At 56.6% G+C, this 17,319-nt stretch carries 12 protein-coding genes; 4 read left to right on the forward strand and 8 right to left on the reverse strand.

Annotation, left to right across the window (positions count from 1 at the left end; genetic code table 11):
* Positions 1-105: 105 nt before the first annotated feature.
* Positions 106-993 carry a CDP-diacylglycerol--serine O-phosphatidyltransferase gene (gene pssA, locus QC816_RS17360; RefSeq protein ID WP_085920146.1) on the reverse strand — a complete coding sequence of 296 codons (888 nt, stop codon included), beginning with the start codon at positions 991-993 and terminating at the stop codon, positions 106-108.
* Positions 994-1,171: 178 nt separating this feature from the next.
* Positions 1,172-2,188 carry a ketol-acid reductoisomerase gene (gene ilvC, locus QC816_RS17365; protein ID WP_085920145.1) on the reverse strand — a complete coding sequence of 339 codons (1,017 nt, stop codon included), beginning with the start codon at positions 2,186-2,188 and terminating at the stop codon, positions 1,172-1,174.
* A 197-nt stretch (positions 2,189-2,385) separates the two neighbouring features.
* Here ilvC and ilvY point away from each other — a divergent pair, with 197 nt between their 5' ends.
* The gene (gene ilvY, locus QC816_RS17370; RefSeq protein ID WP_085920144.1) at positions 2,386-3,273 is read left to right on the forward strand and encodes an HTH-type transcriptional activator IlvY; all 888 of its coding nucleotides are present in this window, start codon (positions 2,386-2,388) and stop codon (positions 3,271-3,273) included.
* A gap of 73 nt (positions 3,274-3,346) precedes the next feature.
* Here the strand turns inward: ilvY and ilvN are convergent, their stop codons facing one another.
* The 5 genes from ilvN to rluD all read right to left on the reverse strand — a co-directional run bounded on the left by ilvN (position 3,347) and on the right by rluD (position 10,427).
* Positions 3,347-3,838 carry an acetolactate synthase small subunit gene (gene ilvN, locus QC816_RS17375; protein WP_066316765.1) on the reverse strand — a complete coding sequence of 164 codons (492 nt, stop codon included), beginning with the start codon at positions 3,836-3,838 and terminating at the stop codon, positions 3,347-3,349.
* The gene (locus QC816_RS17380; protein WP_085920143.1) at positions 3,838-5,562 is read right to left on the reverse strand and encodes an acetolactate synthase 3 large subunit; all 1,725 of its coding nucleotides are present in this window, start codon (positions 5,560-5,562) and stop codon (positions 3,838-3,840) included. Before QC816_RS17380 ends, ilvN begins: the two co-directional genes overlap by 1 nt.
* A gap of 414 nt (positions 5,563-5,976) precedes the next feature.
* Positions 5,977-8,571, reverse strand: a complete 2,595-nt coding sequence (gene clpB, locus QC816_RS17385; protein WP_309783668.1) for an ATP-dependent chaperone ClpB — start codon at positions 8,569-8,571, stop codon at positions 5,977-5,979.
* A 144-nt stretch (positions 8,572-8,715) separates the two neighbouring features.
* Complete coding sequence (gene pgeF / locus QC816_RS17390; protein ID WP_309783670.1) at positions 8,716-9,471, reverse strand: peptidoglycan editing factor PgeF; 756 nt, start codon at positions 9,469-9,471, stop codon at positions 8,716-8,718.
* Positions 9,468-10,427: a 23S rRNA pseudouridine(1911/1915/1917) synthase RluD gene (gene rluD, locus QC816_RS17395; RefSeq protein ID WP_264824846.1), complete on the reverse strand. Its 960-nt coding sequence runs from the start codon at positions 10,425-10,427 to the stop codon at positions 9,468-9,470. The genes pgeF and rluD overlap by 4 nt, the downstream gene beginning before the upstream one ends.
* 159 nt (positions 10,428-10,586) lie before the next feature.
* Between rluD and QC816_RS17400 the strand changes: the two genes are divergently transcribed.
* The 3 genes from QC816_RS17400 (at position 10,587) to QC816_RS17410 (ending at position 15,625) form a co-directional block, all read left to right on the forward strand.
* Positions 10,587-11,399, forward strand: coding sequence for an outer membrane protein assembly factor BamD (locus QC816_RS17400; RefSeq protein ID WP_085920139.1), 813 nt, complete (start codon positions 10,587-10,589; stop codon positions 11,397-11,399).
* 249 nt (positions 11,400-11,648) lie between these two features.
* A complete protein-coding gene (locus QC816_RS17405; RefSeq protein ID WP_309783674.1) occupies positions 11,649-13,364 on the forward strand; it encodes a methyl-accepting chemotaxis protein in 1,716 nt (571 codons plus the stop codon).
* A gap of 104 nt (positions 13,365-13,468) precedes the next feature.
* Positions 13,469-15,625: a putative bifunctional diguanylate cyclase/phosphodiesterase gene (locus QC816_RS17410; RefSeq protein WP_309783676.1), complete on the forward strand. Its 2,157-nt coding sequence runs from the start codon at positions 13,469-13,471 to the stop codon at positions 15,623-15,625.
* Positions 15,626-15,641: 16 nt separating this feature from the next.
* On the opposite strand, the gene QC816_RS17415 is transcribed toward QC816_RS17410, so the two are convergent.
* Complete coding sequence (locus tag QC816_RS17415) at positions 15,642-17,276, reverse strand: NAD+ synthase (protein ID WP_199284001.1); 1,635 nt, start codon at positions 17,274-17,276, stop codon at positions 15,642-15,644.
* Between the last annotated feature and the right edge of the window lie 43 nt (positions 17,277-17,319).

Raw genomic sequence — 17,319 nt, forward strand, 5'->3', positions numbered from 1 at the left:
GAGGTTTTTATACCTCATTCACCGCTGGCAACGCTGGGCGTCCCCGGCAGCGGATGCGTACTTTACGGCTTTGCTGACGAGGACGCAAGGGGTGTGCGGAATTTTTTAACTTTTCGGTTTTGCCTTGCGCATGACGGCCAATACAGGACCAGAGAGCACGTAGGTACCAAACAGCAAAAGCAGCATGACAGACGGCTCAACGGAAATCATCACAAAGCCCAGCACCACGGCTAGCAGGACCACGAAAGGCACTGGTTTTTTGAAGTCGAGGTCCTTGAAGCTGTAATAGCGAATGTTGCTGACCATCAGCACGCCAGCCGCCGCCACAACCACCAGCATCAACAGTTTGAAGCCAAAAGCATCTGCGTCGAAGCTATGGAATGTCCATACGCTCGCCGCCACCAGCGCCGCGGCTGAGGGGCTGGGCAAGCCGATAAACCATTTTTTGTCCACGCTACCAATCTGCACATTAAAGCGCGCCAAGCGCAGTGCCGCGCAAGCAACGTAGAGAAATGCCACCACCCAGCCTGTTTTACCAATGTCCTGCAGAATCCAGGTAAAGGCGACGAGCGCGGGTGCCATGCCAAAAGAAATCATGTCGGCAAGACTGTCGTATTCGGCACCAAAAGCACTTTCTGTATTGGTCATACGCGCAACTCGACCATCTAGCCCGTCAAGCACCATGGCAATAAAGATGGCGACGGCCGCCGCTGTAAAGTCACCATTGATCCCCGCCACCACGGCAAAGAATCCTGAAAACAGCGCCGAAGTAGTAAACAAGTTGGGCAGCAGGTAGATACCCTTGCGGCGAACCTTTTTGCCATCTTCAACCGCTTCTTCAACCACTTCCGTGTCGCGCAAGAAGGCTGCTGCCAAGTCCTCATTGCCGCCTATTTCTGATTGGTCAGCGGTATCTGGTCGCGTACTGCCTGCCTGGTTTTCGCCAGAATGATCTGAACTTGGTTGCTCTTGATCGCGAGCGTCCTGGGTCATAGGTCTCATCCATTAAAAGTAAATCACGGGAACAGTGATCACTTTCATTCTACACGCTGAAGACTTATCAGCCAGTCAATTGCGCCCGAGCGTGCCTTAAACAATCGCACCATAAAAAACGGGGCGCGCCAGTGCGCGCCCCGTTAGCCTTCCCTGTGGTGTTAATGACTTACCACCATCAGTTTTTAGACTTATCAACCAGTTGATTAGCGGCGATCCATGGCATCATGCCACGCAGTTTGGCACCCACCTGCTCAATGTCGTGCTCGGCATTAAGGCGGCGACGCGCGGTCATTGAAGGATAGTTGCTGTTACCTTCGTTGATGAACATCTTGGCGTACTCACCCGTTTGAATACGTTTCAATGCATTGCGCATGGCGGCACGCGACTGCTCATTGATGACCTCGGTGCCGGTCACGTACTCGCCATACTCCGCGTTATTGGAGATGGAGTAGTTCATGTTGGCAATGCCGCCTTCGTACATCAGGTCGACGATCAGCTTGAGCTCGTGCAGACACTCAAAGTAAGCCATTTCTGGTGCGTAACCCGCCTCTGTGAGGGTTTCGAAACCAGCTTTTACCAACTCAACGGCACCACCACATAACACTGCCTGCTCACCAAACAGATCCGTTTCGGTCTCGTCTTTGAAGGTAGTTTCAATGATGCCGCTGCGGCCACCGCCTACACCCGCCGCATAGGAAAGCGCCAATTCCTTGGCACTGCCCGATGCATCCTGATGGATAGCGATCAGATCAGGAATACCGCCACCTTTTACAAACTCAGAGCGTACAGTGTGACCCGGCGCTTTCGGTGCAATCATGATCACATCGAGATCTTTACGCGGTTCAATCTGGTTGTAGTGAATGTTGAAGCCATGGGCAAACGCCAGAGTGGCACCCTCTTTCAGGTTCGGCTCGACTTCCTGCTCATAGATAGCCTTTTGATTCTCATCCGGCGCCAGAATCATCACCACATCGGCGGTTTGGCAGGCTTCAGGAACAGTAGCGACTTTCAGGCCAGCGCCTTCTGCCTTGGCCGCCGACGAAGAACCTTTGCGCAATGCAACGGTGACATCGACACCTGATTCTTTCAGGTTGTTGGCGTGGGCATGCCCCTGAGAACCATAACCAACGATGGTGACTTTCTTGGCTTGGATAAGGGACAGGTCACAGTCTTTATCGTAATAAACGCGCATGGCAATACTCCAAAAATGGGTTGAATCAGCAGTTTGAATAGCGTGTGGTTCAGCGTTGATGGCCACCCGTGCCGTCTTCTGCAGCACTGGGATTCGGCATTGGAGTCACTCTACGACAGCATCGCCGTTGCGTAAAACGCTATGTTTGCAACATACTATTTCACTTTATGAAATATTCTAGAGGATACTGGCCTGCCATGGACTTCCGCTTACTCAAACATGTGGTCACCCTGGCCGAGACGCTGCATTATGGTCGCGCCAGCGAACTTTGCCACATCAGTCCGTCAACACTCAGCCGCTCGATTCAGCACGTTGAAGCTGAACTTGGCACTCGCCTGTTTGAGCGCGACAACCGTCATGTCACGCTGACCTCGCAAGGCTTGGCGTTTCATCACTACGCCAAAGACACGCTGGAGCAGTGGGAAACGCAAAAGCGCACCCTCGCGGCCACCACCGAACAGCTGCGCGGTGAAATCAGCATTTACTGCTCGGTCACCGCCAGCTACAGCTTTCTCTATGAGTTATTGAGCGATGTCCGCACGCGTCATCCGGGCATTGAGCTCAAGCTGCACACCGGCGACCCCGCCAACGCCATGACCCGGGTGCTGGATGGCGCTGACGATATGGCGATTACACCGCGCCCGCGCATACCGCCTGGCGCACTGGCCTTTAAATCGCTCACACGCTCGCCGTTAGTATTTATTGCGTCCAACGAGACACAGGACTGGCTACCACTCGAACCCGAAAGTTCGACCGCTGCGCAGTGGCAACGGGTGCCCATGATTCTGTCTGAAGCGGGGCTATCCAGGGAGCATACCAATACCTGGTTCAAGGCATTGGGAATCGCACCGCGGATTTATGCCCAGGTGGCCGGACATGAAGCCATCGTCAGCATGGTAGGCCTGGGTTTTGGCGTGGGCGTAGTGCCGAAAATTGTACTGGATAACAGCCCGCTGGCCGGGCGGGTTCAGGTGCTAAACGTGAAACCTGAACTCCCTCACTACGATGTTGGGTTATGCGTACTCAACCGACGTTTAAAAAATCCCATGATCGACGCTTTCTGGGCAACCGTCAGCGCCCGGTAAAAACCTTCACCCATGAAAAAGGCCGCCCAGAGAGGGCGGCCTTTCGACCAGAGGCATTCGTCAACAGAGCTGCCTACAGCGACAGCACCTTGTCGCCGCGGGCAATACCCGACACCCCGGTACGCGCCACTTCCAGAATACCCACCGGTGCCATGGCCTGAAGGAAGGCATCCAGCTTGGCGGCATCGCCGGTGATCTGTACCGTGTAAAGGCTCGGCGTGACATCGACCACCTGGGCGCGGAAGATATCCACCGTGCGCTTCACCTCGTCACGCGCGGCGCCTAGCGCTTTCACCTTCACCAGCATCAGTTCACGCTCGATATGGTTGCCTTCGGTGAGATCCACCAGTTTGACCACATCAATCAGTTTGTTGAGGTGCTTGGTGATCTGCTCAATCACCCGGTCATCGCCCACCGTCGTCACTGTAAGGCGCGACAGCGACGGGTCTTCCGTGGGTGCGACGTTAAGCGTTTCAATGTTGAAGTTTCGCTGGGAAAACAGCCCGACCACACGTGACAGCGCACCCGGTTCGTTTTCCATCAGAATCGAGATGATATGACGCATCAGGTACGCTCCGTTTTAGACAGCAGCATGTCGCGCATGGCGCCCAACGGCACCTGCATCGGATAGACGTGCTCAAAAGGGTCGACCTTCACGTCAAGAAACACCAGCTCGTGCTTGTCAGCAAACGCCCGCTCCATCGCCGGTTCCAACTCATCAATGGTTGTCACGGTGATCGCGGTGAACCCATACGCCTCAATCAACATATGAAAATCGGGCAGCGACTCCATATAGGAGTGGGCGTGGCGCGACTTGTAGTTCAAGTCCTGCCACTGACGCACCATGCCAAGCGAGGCATTGTTGAGATTGACAATCTTGACACCGACACCGTACTGCTTACAGGTCGAAAGCTCCTGCATCATCATCTGAAAGCTGCCTTCACCGGTGACGCATACCACGTCATCGTCCGGGAAGTTCTGCTTGATACCCATGGCAGCCGGGAAGCCAAATCCCATGGTGCCCAGCCCCCCTGAGGTAATCAGTCGGTTGGGTTTATCAAACTTGTAGTATTGCGCCGCGAACATCTGGTGCTGGCCCACGTCGGTGGTCACGTAGGCCTCACCGCGGGTCACCCGGCAAAGCGCTTCGATTACCTCCTGAGGCTTGAGGGCTTCCCCCGTGCTGGACGGCTCGTAAAGTTTGCCTTCACGGTCGGCGCGCCAGTCATCAATCTTCTGCCACCATTCCGTCAGTGCTTCCGGATGCGCAATTTCCTGCCCCTGCACCAGACTGATCATCTCATTAATGACACTTGAGGCCGGGCCCACAATCGGCACATCGGCGCGTACGGTCTTGGAGATGGAGCTTGGGTCGACATCGACGTGAATAATCTTCGCCGTTGGGCAGAACTTCGACGTATTGTTCGTCACGCGGTCGTCAAAGCGCGCACCAATGGCGATGATCAGGTCCGCATGATGCATCGCCATATTGGATTCATAGGAACCATGCATCCCCAGCCAGCCCAAACACTGCCGGTCACTTTGAGGGTACGAGCCAATCCCCATCAATGTGGTGGTTATCGGAAAGCCCAGTTGCTTGACCAGGTCGGTCAGACCGTCGCTGGCCTTACCCAGCACGACACCGCCGCCGGTATAGAATACCGGGCGCTTGGCCTTGAGCATCATCTCGACGGCTTTCTTTATCTGCCCTGTATGGCCCCGAGTCACCGGGTTGTAGGAGCGCATCTTGACCTTCTTCGGGTAGACGTACTCGTAACGCTCGGTGGGTGCGGTCATGTCTTTGGGAATATCGACCACGACAGGGCCGGGACGTCCAGTGGCCGCCAGATAGAAGGCTTTTTTTAGCACTTCCGGGATTTCGGACGGGTGACGAATCGAGAAGCTGTGCTTCACAATCGGGCGGGTCACACCGACGATATCGGTCTCCTGGAAGGCATCATCGCCGATCAGGTGACTCATTACCTGCCCACACAGCACCACCATGGGAATCGAGTCCATATAAGCGGTAGCAATGCCGGTCACGGCGTTGGTGGCACCCGGGCCCGAAGTGACCAGCACACAGCCGGGCTTGCCGGACGCGCGTGCATAACCGTCGGCTGCATGGGTCGCCGCTTGTTCGTGACGCACCAGAATGTGCTTCACCTTGTCCTGGCGGAAGAGCGCATCATAGATATGCAGCGCCGCACCGCCGGGATAACCATAAATGTATTCGACGCCCTCATCTTGCAAGAAGCGGGCAATCATATCTGCGCCGGAAAGCAGTTCCACAGTGTTTCTCCCCTGAAGGTCTCGAGTGCGATCCGCAGACAATTCTACGGTGTCGAGTGCGGCGGTATGCCGCTGCCAGCCATTGCTGGCACCTGATGCCAAACCCTGGCATAAGGCCCGGTTAGGGCCTGCACTCTTATCACGGCAGTTCGCCGTGTCGGGGCGTTGGCCAGGTCGGGCGGTTAGCCCAAGCCCGGAAGTCCTTCGGCGGGTAGAGGCATTCGCCTACCCTTCGCGCGGGGACTGGGGATTACCCGTTGGTTCCGCGCCCGCAAATCAGGAACCCTCAAGATTCCATTAGCATCCTCAGCCTGTCAACCTTCGATCCAACGAAAGCCGACAAACAGGTTATTTGAAAGCAAAAAAAGCCCCGCTGACATCGTCAAGCGGGGCTGATAGGCAGAGAACCTTATATTAAGAGAACACTAATTTACCATCGGCCGCATTGATATGAATGGTGTCGCCGGGCGAAAATTTGCCGGCCAGCAGATCCTGGGACAAGGGGTTCTCGATACGGCTTTGAATCGCCCGCTTGAGCGGCCTTGCACCATATACCGGGTCAAACCCCACTACGGCTAACTGTGCCAAGGCATCGTCACTGATTTCCAGACGTAACTCGTGCTCAGCAAGGCGCGCTTTCAGGCGCTCAAGCTGAATGCCGGCAATCGCCTGAATCTGCTCTTGGCCAAGCGCGTGGAACACCACCACTTCATCGATACGGTTGATCAATTCAGGCCGGAAATGGTTACCCACCACCTCCATGACGCTATTTTTCATCACTTCGTAATCACTGTCTTGATCCTCACCAGCGCCTCCGCCCATACGCTGGATAATGTCCGATCCCATGTTGGAGGTCATGACGATCACGGTATTGCGAAAATCTACCGTGCGGCCCTGACCGTCGGTCAAACGCCCGTCTTCCAGCACCTGGAGCAGGATATTGAACACATCAGGGTGAGCCTTCTCTACCTCGTCCAACAGCATTACCGAATAGGGCTTGCGGCGCACCGCTTCAGTCAAGTAGCCGCCCTCTTCGTAGCCCACGTAACCGGGCGGCGCACCGATCAGACGGGCCACGGAGTGCTTCTCCATGAACTCCGACATGTCGATACGCACCATGGCTTCCTCGGTGTCGAACAGGTAGTTGGCCAGCGACTTGCACAGCTCTGTCTTACCTACCCCGGTGGGGCCGAGAAACAGGAACGAGCCGTTCGGGCGGTTGGGGTCAGCAAGACCGGCCCGTGAGCGACGCACGGCGTTGGCCACGGCCTCGACCGCTTCATCCTGGCCGATTACCCGTTCGTGCAGCGCCTCTTCCATACGCAGCAGCTTGTCCCGCTCGCCTTCCAGCATCTTGGCGACCGGAATACCCGTCCAGCGGGAAACGACCTCGGCAATCTCCTCCTCCGTCACGTTGGAGCGCAGCAGTTGATGGCTTGAGGTATCCGTTTCGCTGTCGGCGCTTTCAGCGATTTTCTTCTCCAGCTCGGGTATCTTGCCGTACTGAATCTCCGACATGCGGCCCAGGTCACCCTGGCGGCGGGCCTGTTCAAGATCGATACGGGCCTGTTCCAGGTCGGCCTTGAACTGCGCTGCCCCCTGAATACTGGCCTTCTCGGCTTTCCAGATCTCATCCAGATCCGCGTACTCGCGCTCCAACTCGTGGATCTGGTTGTTGAGCGCTTCCAGGCGTTTTTTGGTCGCCTCGTCGGTCTCTTTCTTAAGCGCTTCGCGCTCCATCTTGAGCTGAATCAAGCGGCGGTCGAGCTTATCCATCTCCTCAGGCTTGGAATCCAGCTCCATACGAATACGCGAGGCCGCTTCATCGATCAGGTCGATGGCTTTATCGGGCAACTGGCGGTCGGTAATGTAGCGAGTGGAGAGTTTCGCCGCGGCAATAATCGCCGAGTCCGTGATATCGACGCCGTGGTGGACCTCGTAGCGCTCCTTAAGTCCACGCAGAATCGCCACAGTGTCCTCTTCCGTCGGCTCGTCGACCAGCACCTTCTGGAAACGGCGCTCAAGCGCGGCATCTTTCTCGATATGCTGGCGATACTCATCCAGGGTAGTGGCGCCCACGCAATGCAACTCACCGCGAGCCAGCGCCGGCTTAAGCATATTACCCGCATCCATGGCGCCTTCGGCCTTGCCTGCGCCAACCATGGTGTGCAGCTCATCGATGAACAGGATCACCCGGCCTTCTTCCTGGGAGAGCTCCTTGAGCACCGCTTTCAGGCGCTCTTCAAAATCGCCGCGGAACTTGGCCCCCGCCAGCAACGCGCCCATATCCAACGACAGCACGCGCTTGTCTTTCAGGCCTTCTGGGACTTCGCCATCGACGATCCGCTGCGCCAAACCTTCGACAATGGCAGTTTTACCGACACCGGGCTCACCGATGAGAACAGGGTTGTTCTTGGTGCGACGCTGCAGCACCTGGATGGTGCGACGAATTTCGTCGTCGCGGCCAATCACCGGATCCAGCTTGCCGTCCAGCGCGCGCTGAGTCAGGTCCAAGGTGTACTTGTTGAGCGCCTCACGCTGGTCCTCAGCGTTCGGGTCGTCCACCTTGGCGCCCCCGCGCAAGCTATCTATGGCGGCTTCAAGCGCTTTGCGGGTAAGCCCGACCTGCTTCATCAACTTGGTGATGGCGCTGTTCATTTCCAGCGCGGCCAGCAGCACCAGCTCGCTGGCAATAAACTGGTCGTCACGCTTCTGCGCTTCGCGGTCGGTCAAGTTGAAAAGCTTGACCAAATCCCGCGAGGGCTGCACCTCGCCATCGAACTGGCCGACCTTGGGCAAATCGTCAAGTTGCTGAACCAAGCCATCGCGCAGGCGCGAACTACTGCCCTCAGCTTTTTCGACCAGGGCCTTGATGCCGGTATCTTTGGTATCCAGTAGCGCCAGCAGCAAGTGAGCAGGCTCAAGCTGGTTGTGTCCACGGCCAACAGCCACTGATTGCGCCTCGGCAATGGCGGCCTGAAGCTTGGCGGTAAATTTATCAAATCGCATAGTTTCCTCCTGGGGGTGGCCGCGCGTTTGGACGTACGGCGTATCCCGATAACCTGTCATCATCGTGCTAATCACGATTAGATTGACTAGTTAAATGGCGTCAGCGCCAGGAGGTTTCAAGGGGAAGTGTGACCGTCTGCTGATTTACTTGATCCAGATCACGCTCGCCATTCTGCCGGTACGGCCGCCGTCTCGACGATAGGAGTAAAAGCGTGACTCGCAGGCAGTGCAGAAGTGACCGCCGCTGATGTGATGAATCCCCAACGCCTCAAGACGAAAGCGGGCCAACCGGTAGAGGTCAGCCATGTGATGCCCCAGACGATAAGGGCTGTGGTCGAACGCATCCGCCGTTTCAGGCTGAGCTGCCACAAAGGCCCCGTAGACCTCGGGGCCCACTTCAAATTGCGCGTTCGATATCGCCGGGCCCAGCCACACCAGAATATCGTCCGGATCACTGTTCATCGCTGAGACCGTGGCTTCCAACACGCCCGTGGCCATGCCACGCCAGCCCGCGTGGGCAACCGCCACCTGGGTCCCCGCTCGGTTGCAAAACAATACCGGCAGGCAGTCGGCCGTCAGCACCACACAGGCGTAGCCGCGGTCATTGGCAATCGCCGCGTCAGCCTCTGGCGCATCACATTGAAACGCCTGCTGAACGCGCGCGCCATGGACTTGATTGAGCCACAGCAATGGACGCTCATCACCGAGTTCTTTTTCAAGTAACCGACGACACAGATCAACGTGGTCAGCGTTATCACCGACATGGGCAGCCGGATTGAAGGCAGCAAAATCACCTTGGCTGGGCCCCGTTTCCCGGGTGGTGACAAACGCCCCCACGTTAGCCGGTGCCGGCCAATCAGGCACCAACAGCGTGGGCTTCAGGTCAATGGCATCGCTCATTGCATGGTCTCGCTATCGTCGCGCAGGTAGTCCAACAACATTAGTAGATCATCAGGCAGGCCTGCGTGGAAAGTCAGTGTTTCGCCGCTAACAGGGTGGATAAATCGCAGCTTGCGCGCGTGCAGCGCCTGACGGGGAAACTCGCGCAGTATGTCTTTTAATGGACCAGCAGCGCCAGGCGGCAGCTTGGCGCGCCCGCCATAGAGCTGATCACCAATCAGCGGGTAGCGGGCGTGGGCCATGTGGACACGGATCTGGTGAGTGCGCCCGGTTTCCAGCTGGCAGCGAACGTGCGTATGCGCACGAAAGCGCTCCACCACACGAAAATGGGTCACCGCCGGTTTGCCTGAGGCGTTCACCGCCTGGCGTTTACGATCTTTGGGATGGCGTCCAATCGGTGCATCGATCGTGCTGCCCGCGATCGGCTTGCCAATCACCACGGCATCGTACTGGCGGGAAACAGTGCGCGCCTGTAGCTGCTCAACCAGAGCGGTTTGCGCGGGCAGGGTCTTGGCCACCATCATTAGCCCGGTGGTATCTTTATCCAGCCGGTGGACGATGCCTGCCCGGGGGACTTCCGCCAACGCAGGATGATGATACAACAGGGCGTTCAACAACGTGCCATCCGGGTTGCCCGCCGCCGGGTGAACCACCATCCCCGCTGGCTTGTTGACCACCATCACCGTCTCGTCTTCAAAGACGATATCCAGCGGGATCGCCTGAGGCTCAAAACGCGTATCTTCCTCGAGTGTTGCTTGCAGCACGAGCGTCTCGTAACCGTGCAACTTCGCCTTGGGTTTGGCTTTTTCGCCATCGACCGTCAACTCACCGGCATTGATCCACGCTTTCAAACGTTCACGAGAGTAATCACTGAACAACTCGGCCGCCGCTTGGTCCAAACGGGCACCTGCCAATGACGTTGGCACGCGTTGCGTCGCTTCAACACTGCGAGGCATAGGATAACTTCCTTTAACGACACCCCGGCAATGTAATACGAAGCCTGCGTTTTTTGCCGAGGTGATTTATAGTGGGCTGACTGTGACTTATTCTACCATTTCTACTCATGGCCATCGTCGCTTTTCGGTGATTGAGGCTTGTTTGCAACGAGGATGATGATGCGCGCTTTTTCCGCTGCCAACCGCTTTGGCGTGTTTGCTTTAAGTTTTGCTCTACTGGCTGGGTGCGCCAGCAATGGCAACAACGACACAGCCTACGACGATGACGAATACGCTGGCGTTGCCGAGCGTGAACTCTACGAACGGGCGCGCGATGCTCTTGATGCGAACCGCTTCAATATCGCGGTAGAACGCCTGGAGGCGCTGGACACCCGCTACCCGTTTGGCGAGCACGCTGAACAGGCCCAGTTGGAGTTGATTTACGCCTATTACGAGAATGGCGACTGGGAAGAAGCGCGCGCCGCCGCCAGCCGATTCATTCGCTTGCACCCCGATCACCCTCAGGTCGATTATGCCTATTACCTGCGGGGCTTGTCTGCCTGGCAGGCAGGGCGTTTCAGCCTTGAGCGCCTGCGCTTGATTGATATCTCCAAGCGCGACTTAGGGGCCACACGTGATGCTTACAGCGATTTCCGTGAGCTGATTCAGCGCTACCCACAAAGCGAGTATGCACCGGATGCTCAGCAGCGAATCGTGTACCTGCGTGAATTGCTCGCTCGCCATGAACTCCATGTGGCCGATTACTACCTGCGTCGCGGCGCCTATCTTGCCGCCGTTAAGCGCGGTCGCTGGGTGATCGAAAACTACCCTGAATCCAACGCCACTCACGATGCACTTGCCACCATGATAGAAGGCTACCAGGGTCTGGAGATGGACGACCGCGCCAACGAAGTGCTCGCGGTTCTGCGCGACAATGCGCCCAACCATGACCAGCTAGAAGGCAATCGGTTTGTACCCAAGCATATCGATTAGCGTATCGCGTATTCGCCATGTCAGGCGTTGACATGAGCTAGCAAGAAAGCTGTACAAGTTTTCTTGCTAAACCGCCATTTTAAAAGCCACGCATTCGCGTGGCTTTTCTTTTTATGCTTATATTTATCAACTAGTTAACAAAAAACCACGCTAAATCCGCCGCCAATAGTTGTACAAAAGCTATATAAATGACTAATATCCCCGTACCAATATGATCAAGCATCTAAACGGTGCCTAAGGAGAAACTCAATGCTTTTGTCAAACTCACGGTTCACGGGAACCAAGATCAGTACGCGTCTTACCCTGGGGTTTTCGGCACTCCTTGCGCTTCTCGTGATATTGACGGGCATTGGTATCTACCAGGTCAACCAGATTGACCGCGACCTCGCAGTCATCAACGACGTCAACGGCGAAAAGCAGCGTCACGCGATTGACTGGCGAGGCAGTGTCCATGACCGCGCCATCGCGCTGCGCGACATTGTGCTCACTGGCGACGGCAACATTGCTGCGCTTCAGGACACCATGCAGCGTTTGCAGGACAACTACACTAGCGCCTCAGCAGGCATGCAGAGCGTTATCGCCAACAACGCCAGCCTACAGGGCCAAAACAACAGCGAAGAGCAAAACATACTCAGCCGTATTGAAGAGCAAGCCGAGTCGACCCGTGCGCTCACCGACGAAGTACTGGATGCCCATGCGCAAGGAAATTATCAAGCGGCTGAGCAGTTACTGCTGGCTGAAGCCGGGCCTGCCTATGCCGAATGGCTCAACCGCATCAACCAGTTCATCGATTATCAGGAACAGCTGAATAACGCTACCACTGCGTCCGCTCGCGATACCGCATCCGGCTTCCAGATGCAGATGCTCGGCCTGACTGTATTCGCCTTGCTTGTAGGCGGCTTTATTGCGGTCTTCATGACCCGTCAGCTGATGCGTGAGCTGGGCGCCGAGCCCCATGAAGTCAAGGCGTTTGCCGAAGCCATTGGGCGTGGCGAGCTGGATAGCCAAGGGCGCTTGAAGAAGGGCGACAAGCGCAGCATCATGGCCTCTCAGGTGGAGATGGCGCGTCAACTGCAGGGCATCGTCGCTGACGTTCGGGCATCAGCCCAGGCGGTCGCCAGCAACAGCGAGCAAATTGCCGAGGGCAATAACGACCTGTCATCGCGTACCGAGCAACAGGCCAGCGCACTGGCAGAGACCGCCTCGGCCATGGAACAGCTCAACAGCACCGTCAAACTCAACGCCGACAACTCCGAACAGGCCAGCCAGGAAGCGACCAGTGCTTCCCGTACAGCGACACAAGGCGGTGACGCCGTGCGTCAGGTGGCTGACACCATGAACGATCTCAACAAGAGTTCACAGGAAATCGCCGGGATTATCTCGACCATCGATGCCATCGCCTTCCAGACCAACATCCTGGCGCTGAACGCTTCCGTTGAAGCGGCCCGTGCTGGCGAACACGGCCGCGGCTTCGCCGTGGTGGCCGAAGAAGTTCGCAAACTTGCCCAGCGCAGTGCCGACGCCGCCCGCGAAATCAATGATTTGATCTCCAGCAATCTTGAGCGCGTCAAGCACGGCAATGAACGTGCCGCCGACGCCAACAAGTCCACCGAAGAGATCGTGGCGGCAATTGGCCGGGTCACCGACATCATGAAAGAAATCAGCCATGCCAGTGCTGAACAAAGTGCCGGGGTGCAGGAAGTCGGCCAAGCGGTTACCGAGATGGATCAGGTCACCCAGCAGAACGCTTCCCTCGTACATGAAAGTGCCACAGCTGCCAACAATTTACGTCAGAATGCCCATAAACTGATCGACTCCATGTCCATCTTCAAGCTGCCTACTAGCGGCTCAGACCACACGATGGCCTTGGCCTCGTCTCAGACCACCGCTAACACTATGCCAGCCGCCTCTCGACCCGCATTGCGTCAGCAGAAACAACCTCAGCCAGAGTGGGAAAGCTTCTAGGCAAAGGCCCCCTGTCTTCATTGCCACGGATAGGCACTCACCAAAAGAAAGGCTCCCAATGGGAAGGGAGCCCACTATTCAAGGCCCTCTGTGCTGAGGCGAATATGAAACCCACCCAAAATCTTATCGTGTTTTTCCTGCTGCCCGTCTTGATGTTCGTTGTTCCTGCCGTTGTGTTGGGCATGCTTGCCCTGGGCATTGCCCGTGAACAGTTCCTCGACCGTCACCAGACGCAATCAAACGATCTTGCCAGCCTGGTTGAAATGGCAACCTTCGAGCGCCGTCTCGGCGCCCTTCACGAACGCCTTAGCCACGTTCTCGTTGAAGCCGACAACGACCAGCTCAGTGCGTTTGATAGCTATAGCGAATACAGTCAAATTCACCTCAAGCTGAACGAAATGGGCGAGCGTATCGAGCATTTGGCGTCTTCGGGCCTGATTGATGGCATGCATGCCGAAAGTGCTGAAACGCTACTGGTCGCTTTTCAAAAATATCGGCGTTTTATCCAAATGGCCAACGAAGCCGCCACGCTTAATCAAGCAGACATCGGTTTTTTGATGCAGGAGGCGGAAAGCAACTTCAATCGTTTCATGATCCTCACCCAAGGTACCTTTGAAACACTCACCGAACGCGCCAGTGAACGTCATCAACAAACCTTCCATAACCTGAGCCGATCTATAACTACCCTTGCCTGGCTGGGATTAGGATTATTGAGCATACTGGTCGTCGCCGCTGTCTTTGCCGCTTGGCGTATCAACCGTCGACTGGTGATGGTTGGTGACGCCATCCTGGCGCTTTCCAACACGCACCAAGCATTACCTAACTTTGCCGATATCCAACACCTGAGCCAACGTCAGCGAGGGCCACTGAAGCGCATTGCCTCAGCACTGCTATCGTTTCGAAAAACCGAGCAGCAGCGTCGTGAGGCCGAACGCAAGGTACACCGACTGGCCTACTACGACAGCCTCACCCAACTGCCTAACTGGCAGCTAATGAAAGAGCACCTTCAGCATTCCCTGGACACCAACCAGCAGACAGAGACCTACGGCGCGTTGCTATACCTGGACGTGGACGACTTCAAACGCATCAATGACAGCTGCGGTCACCGGGCAGGCGATAGCCTGCTTCAAGAACTTTCCCGGCGGTTATCGGCCCTTGGTATCGAAGGCGCAACCATTGGACGAATAGGCGGTGATGAATTTGTCATGATTGTGGATGGATTACCGGCGGATCAACTGAAGGCCGCCGAGAAAACCGAGCTGCTTACCGAGAAGCTCCATCACGCTCTCGGCCAGCCTTATCTTTGGGAAGAAAAAGAGCACTTCCTGAGCACGAGTATTGGCGTAGTACTGTTTGGCGACGCAGCGCATAGCGTCGACAACCTTTTTCAATACGCCAACGCGGCTGCCCACCTTGCCAAACAGTCAGCTCCCAACGGCCTGAGGTTTTATGACCCGGCGGTGCAAGCTGAACTAGAAGCCAGGACCGAGCTGGAGCGCGACCTGCGCTTGGCCATTGAACGTCAGGAATTCATACTCGTTTATCAAACGCAGGTCGACAGCACAGGGCGTGCGATTGGCGCGGAAGCGCTGATTCGGTGGAAACATCCGCAGAAAGGCATGGTATCGCCAGGGACTTTTATCCCCTTGGCCGAAGAAACCGGACTGATCGTACCGATGGGCCAATGGGTGCTCGAAACCGCTTGTGAGCAGCTCGTTGCCTGGGCCGACCATGAGAGCACCGCGCATCTGACGCTTGCGGTCAACGTCAGCGCCAAACAGTTTCAGCAGCCCGATTTTGTCGATAGCGTACGTTGCGTACTCGCCAGGAGCGGCGCTCTGCCACAACGGTTAAAGCTGGAACTCACCGAAAGCATGATAATTGGTAACGTGGACGATACCATTGCCCGCATGCATCAGCTTAAAGCGCTGGGGATCAGTTTCGCCATGGATGATTTTGGTACCGGTTATTCATCGCTCCAGTACCTTAAACGACTGCCGCTGGACCAGATCAAAATCGATCAGGCGTTTGTCCGCGACCTGCATAAGGACGCGGACGATATGGCGATTGTGCAAACCATTATTGCCATGGGGCAGGCACTGGGTTTGAACGTGATCGCCGAAGGCGTAGAAACCCAGGAGCACTGGCGCCACCTCAACGATCACCAGTGCCATGCCTACCAGGGTTACTATTTCAGCAAACCGGTCTCCGCTGTCGAAATGGTAAAGCGGAGTCTGGCACCACCGCCGATGCTTGACTAGGTCTCGGAATGCCCGGCTATTCGCCGGGCTGCCAGCCATTAACGATCGGGTAGCGCCGGTCGCGGCCAAAGCCACGCGGGGTGACCCGCACACCAACTGGTGCCTGTCGCCGCTTGTATTCGCAGCGGTCAACCAGCTTGACGACCTGATAGACATCCTCCCGGGCAAAGCCCGCCGCAATGATCGCTTCGGCACTCATATCGCCTTCGATATAGCGAGCCAGAATGGCGTCGAGTACGTCATAATCGGGTAACGAGTCGCTATCCTGCTGATCAGGTGCCAGCTCGGCGCTGGGCGGGCGTTCTATGACGCGCTCGGGTATCGCCGGTGACTGGGTATTGCGCCAGCGCGCCAGCCGGTACACCCAGGTTTTGTATACGTCCTTGATGGCGTTGTAGCCGCCCACCATATCGCCGTAGAGCGTGGCATAGCCCACGGCCATTTCGCTTTTATTGCCGGTGGTCAGGACCATCAAGCCCTTTTTATTGGAGATCGCCATCAGCAGCACACCACGGCAACGCGACTGCAGATTTTCCTCGGTAGTATCCCGCTCGGTGCCCGCAAAGCTTTCCGCCAGTGTGCCCATGAACGCCTCCACCATGGGCTCGATGGGCATGATGTCATAATGCACGCCCAATAAGCGGGCCTGCTCGGCGGCATCCTGCTTGGAGATGTCAGCGGTGTAGTGGTAGGGCATCATCACCGCCTGGACCCGTTGCGGCCCCAGTGCATCCACGGCAATCGCCAATGAGAGTCCCGAATCGATACCACCGGAAAGGCCCAGCACCACACCATCAAACCCGCTTTTATTGACGTAATCGCGCACGCCGGTTACCAGGGCACAATAGAGACTTTCTTCGGGCTCAACTTCAGGCTCTATCTCCCCGGGTTGCGGCTCCCAGGTCGCGGCACTGGTTTGCAGTAACTGCACCGGCATCAAGCCGACCTCCCAGTAAGGCGCCAACACCTGTAGCTGCCCCTGGGCGTTGAAGCAACAGGATCCGCCGTCAAATACCAGCTCGTCCTGGCCGCCAATGGTATTGACGTAGACGATGGGCCGCTCGACATCCTGAGCACGCTGCTCGAGCAGGCGAAGACGTTCACTGGGCTTATCCTGATGATACGGCGACGCATGCAAGGTGATCAGCACTTCAGCGCCAGCCGTTGCCGCGGCTTTGATCGGCGCGCCATCCCACAAGTCTTCACAGATGGCGATGCCCAGTTTCACCCCTTTGTGCTCATGCACCAGCGTCTCGGTGCCCGGTGTGAAATAGCGCTGCTCGTCGAACACCTGATAGTTGGGCAGCGCCTGCTTGGCGTACTCGGCCTCCCATTGGCCGTTGTACAACAACCCCGCCAGATTATAACAGTGGCCTTCCCGTACACCGGGATACCCAATGATCACCAGCACGTCCGGCGACATCTTCTCGGCCATGCGGGCACGCGCTTCACGCAGACGCGTTTCCATGGACGGACGCAGCAGCAAATCTTCCGGCGGATAACCCGACAAAAATAACTCGGGAAACACCACAATGTCGGCACCGTGCTCAATGCGCGCTTCTCGCACGGCTTCAATGGCGCGTGCGGCATTGCCGGGAATATCCCCCACCAAGGGGTCGAGTTGAGCCATGACCAGCGTTAAATCTTGCATGGGCGATAAAATCTCTTGAGAATCTTTTAGAATGGAGACACAC

It is taken from the genome of Vreelandella janggokensis (assembly GCF_031451615.1).
Taxonomy (GTDB): Bacteria; Pseudomonadota; Gammaproteobacteria; order Pseudomonadales; family Halomonadaceae; genus Vreelandella; species Vreelandella janggokensis.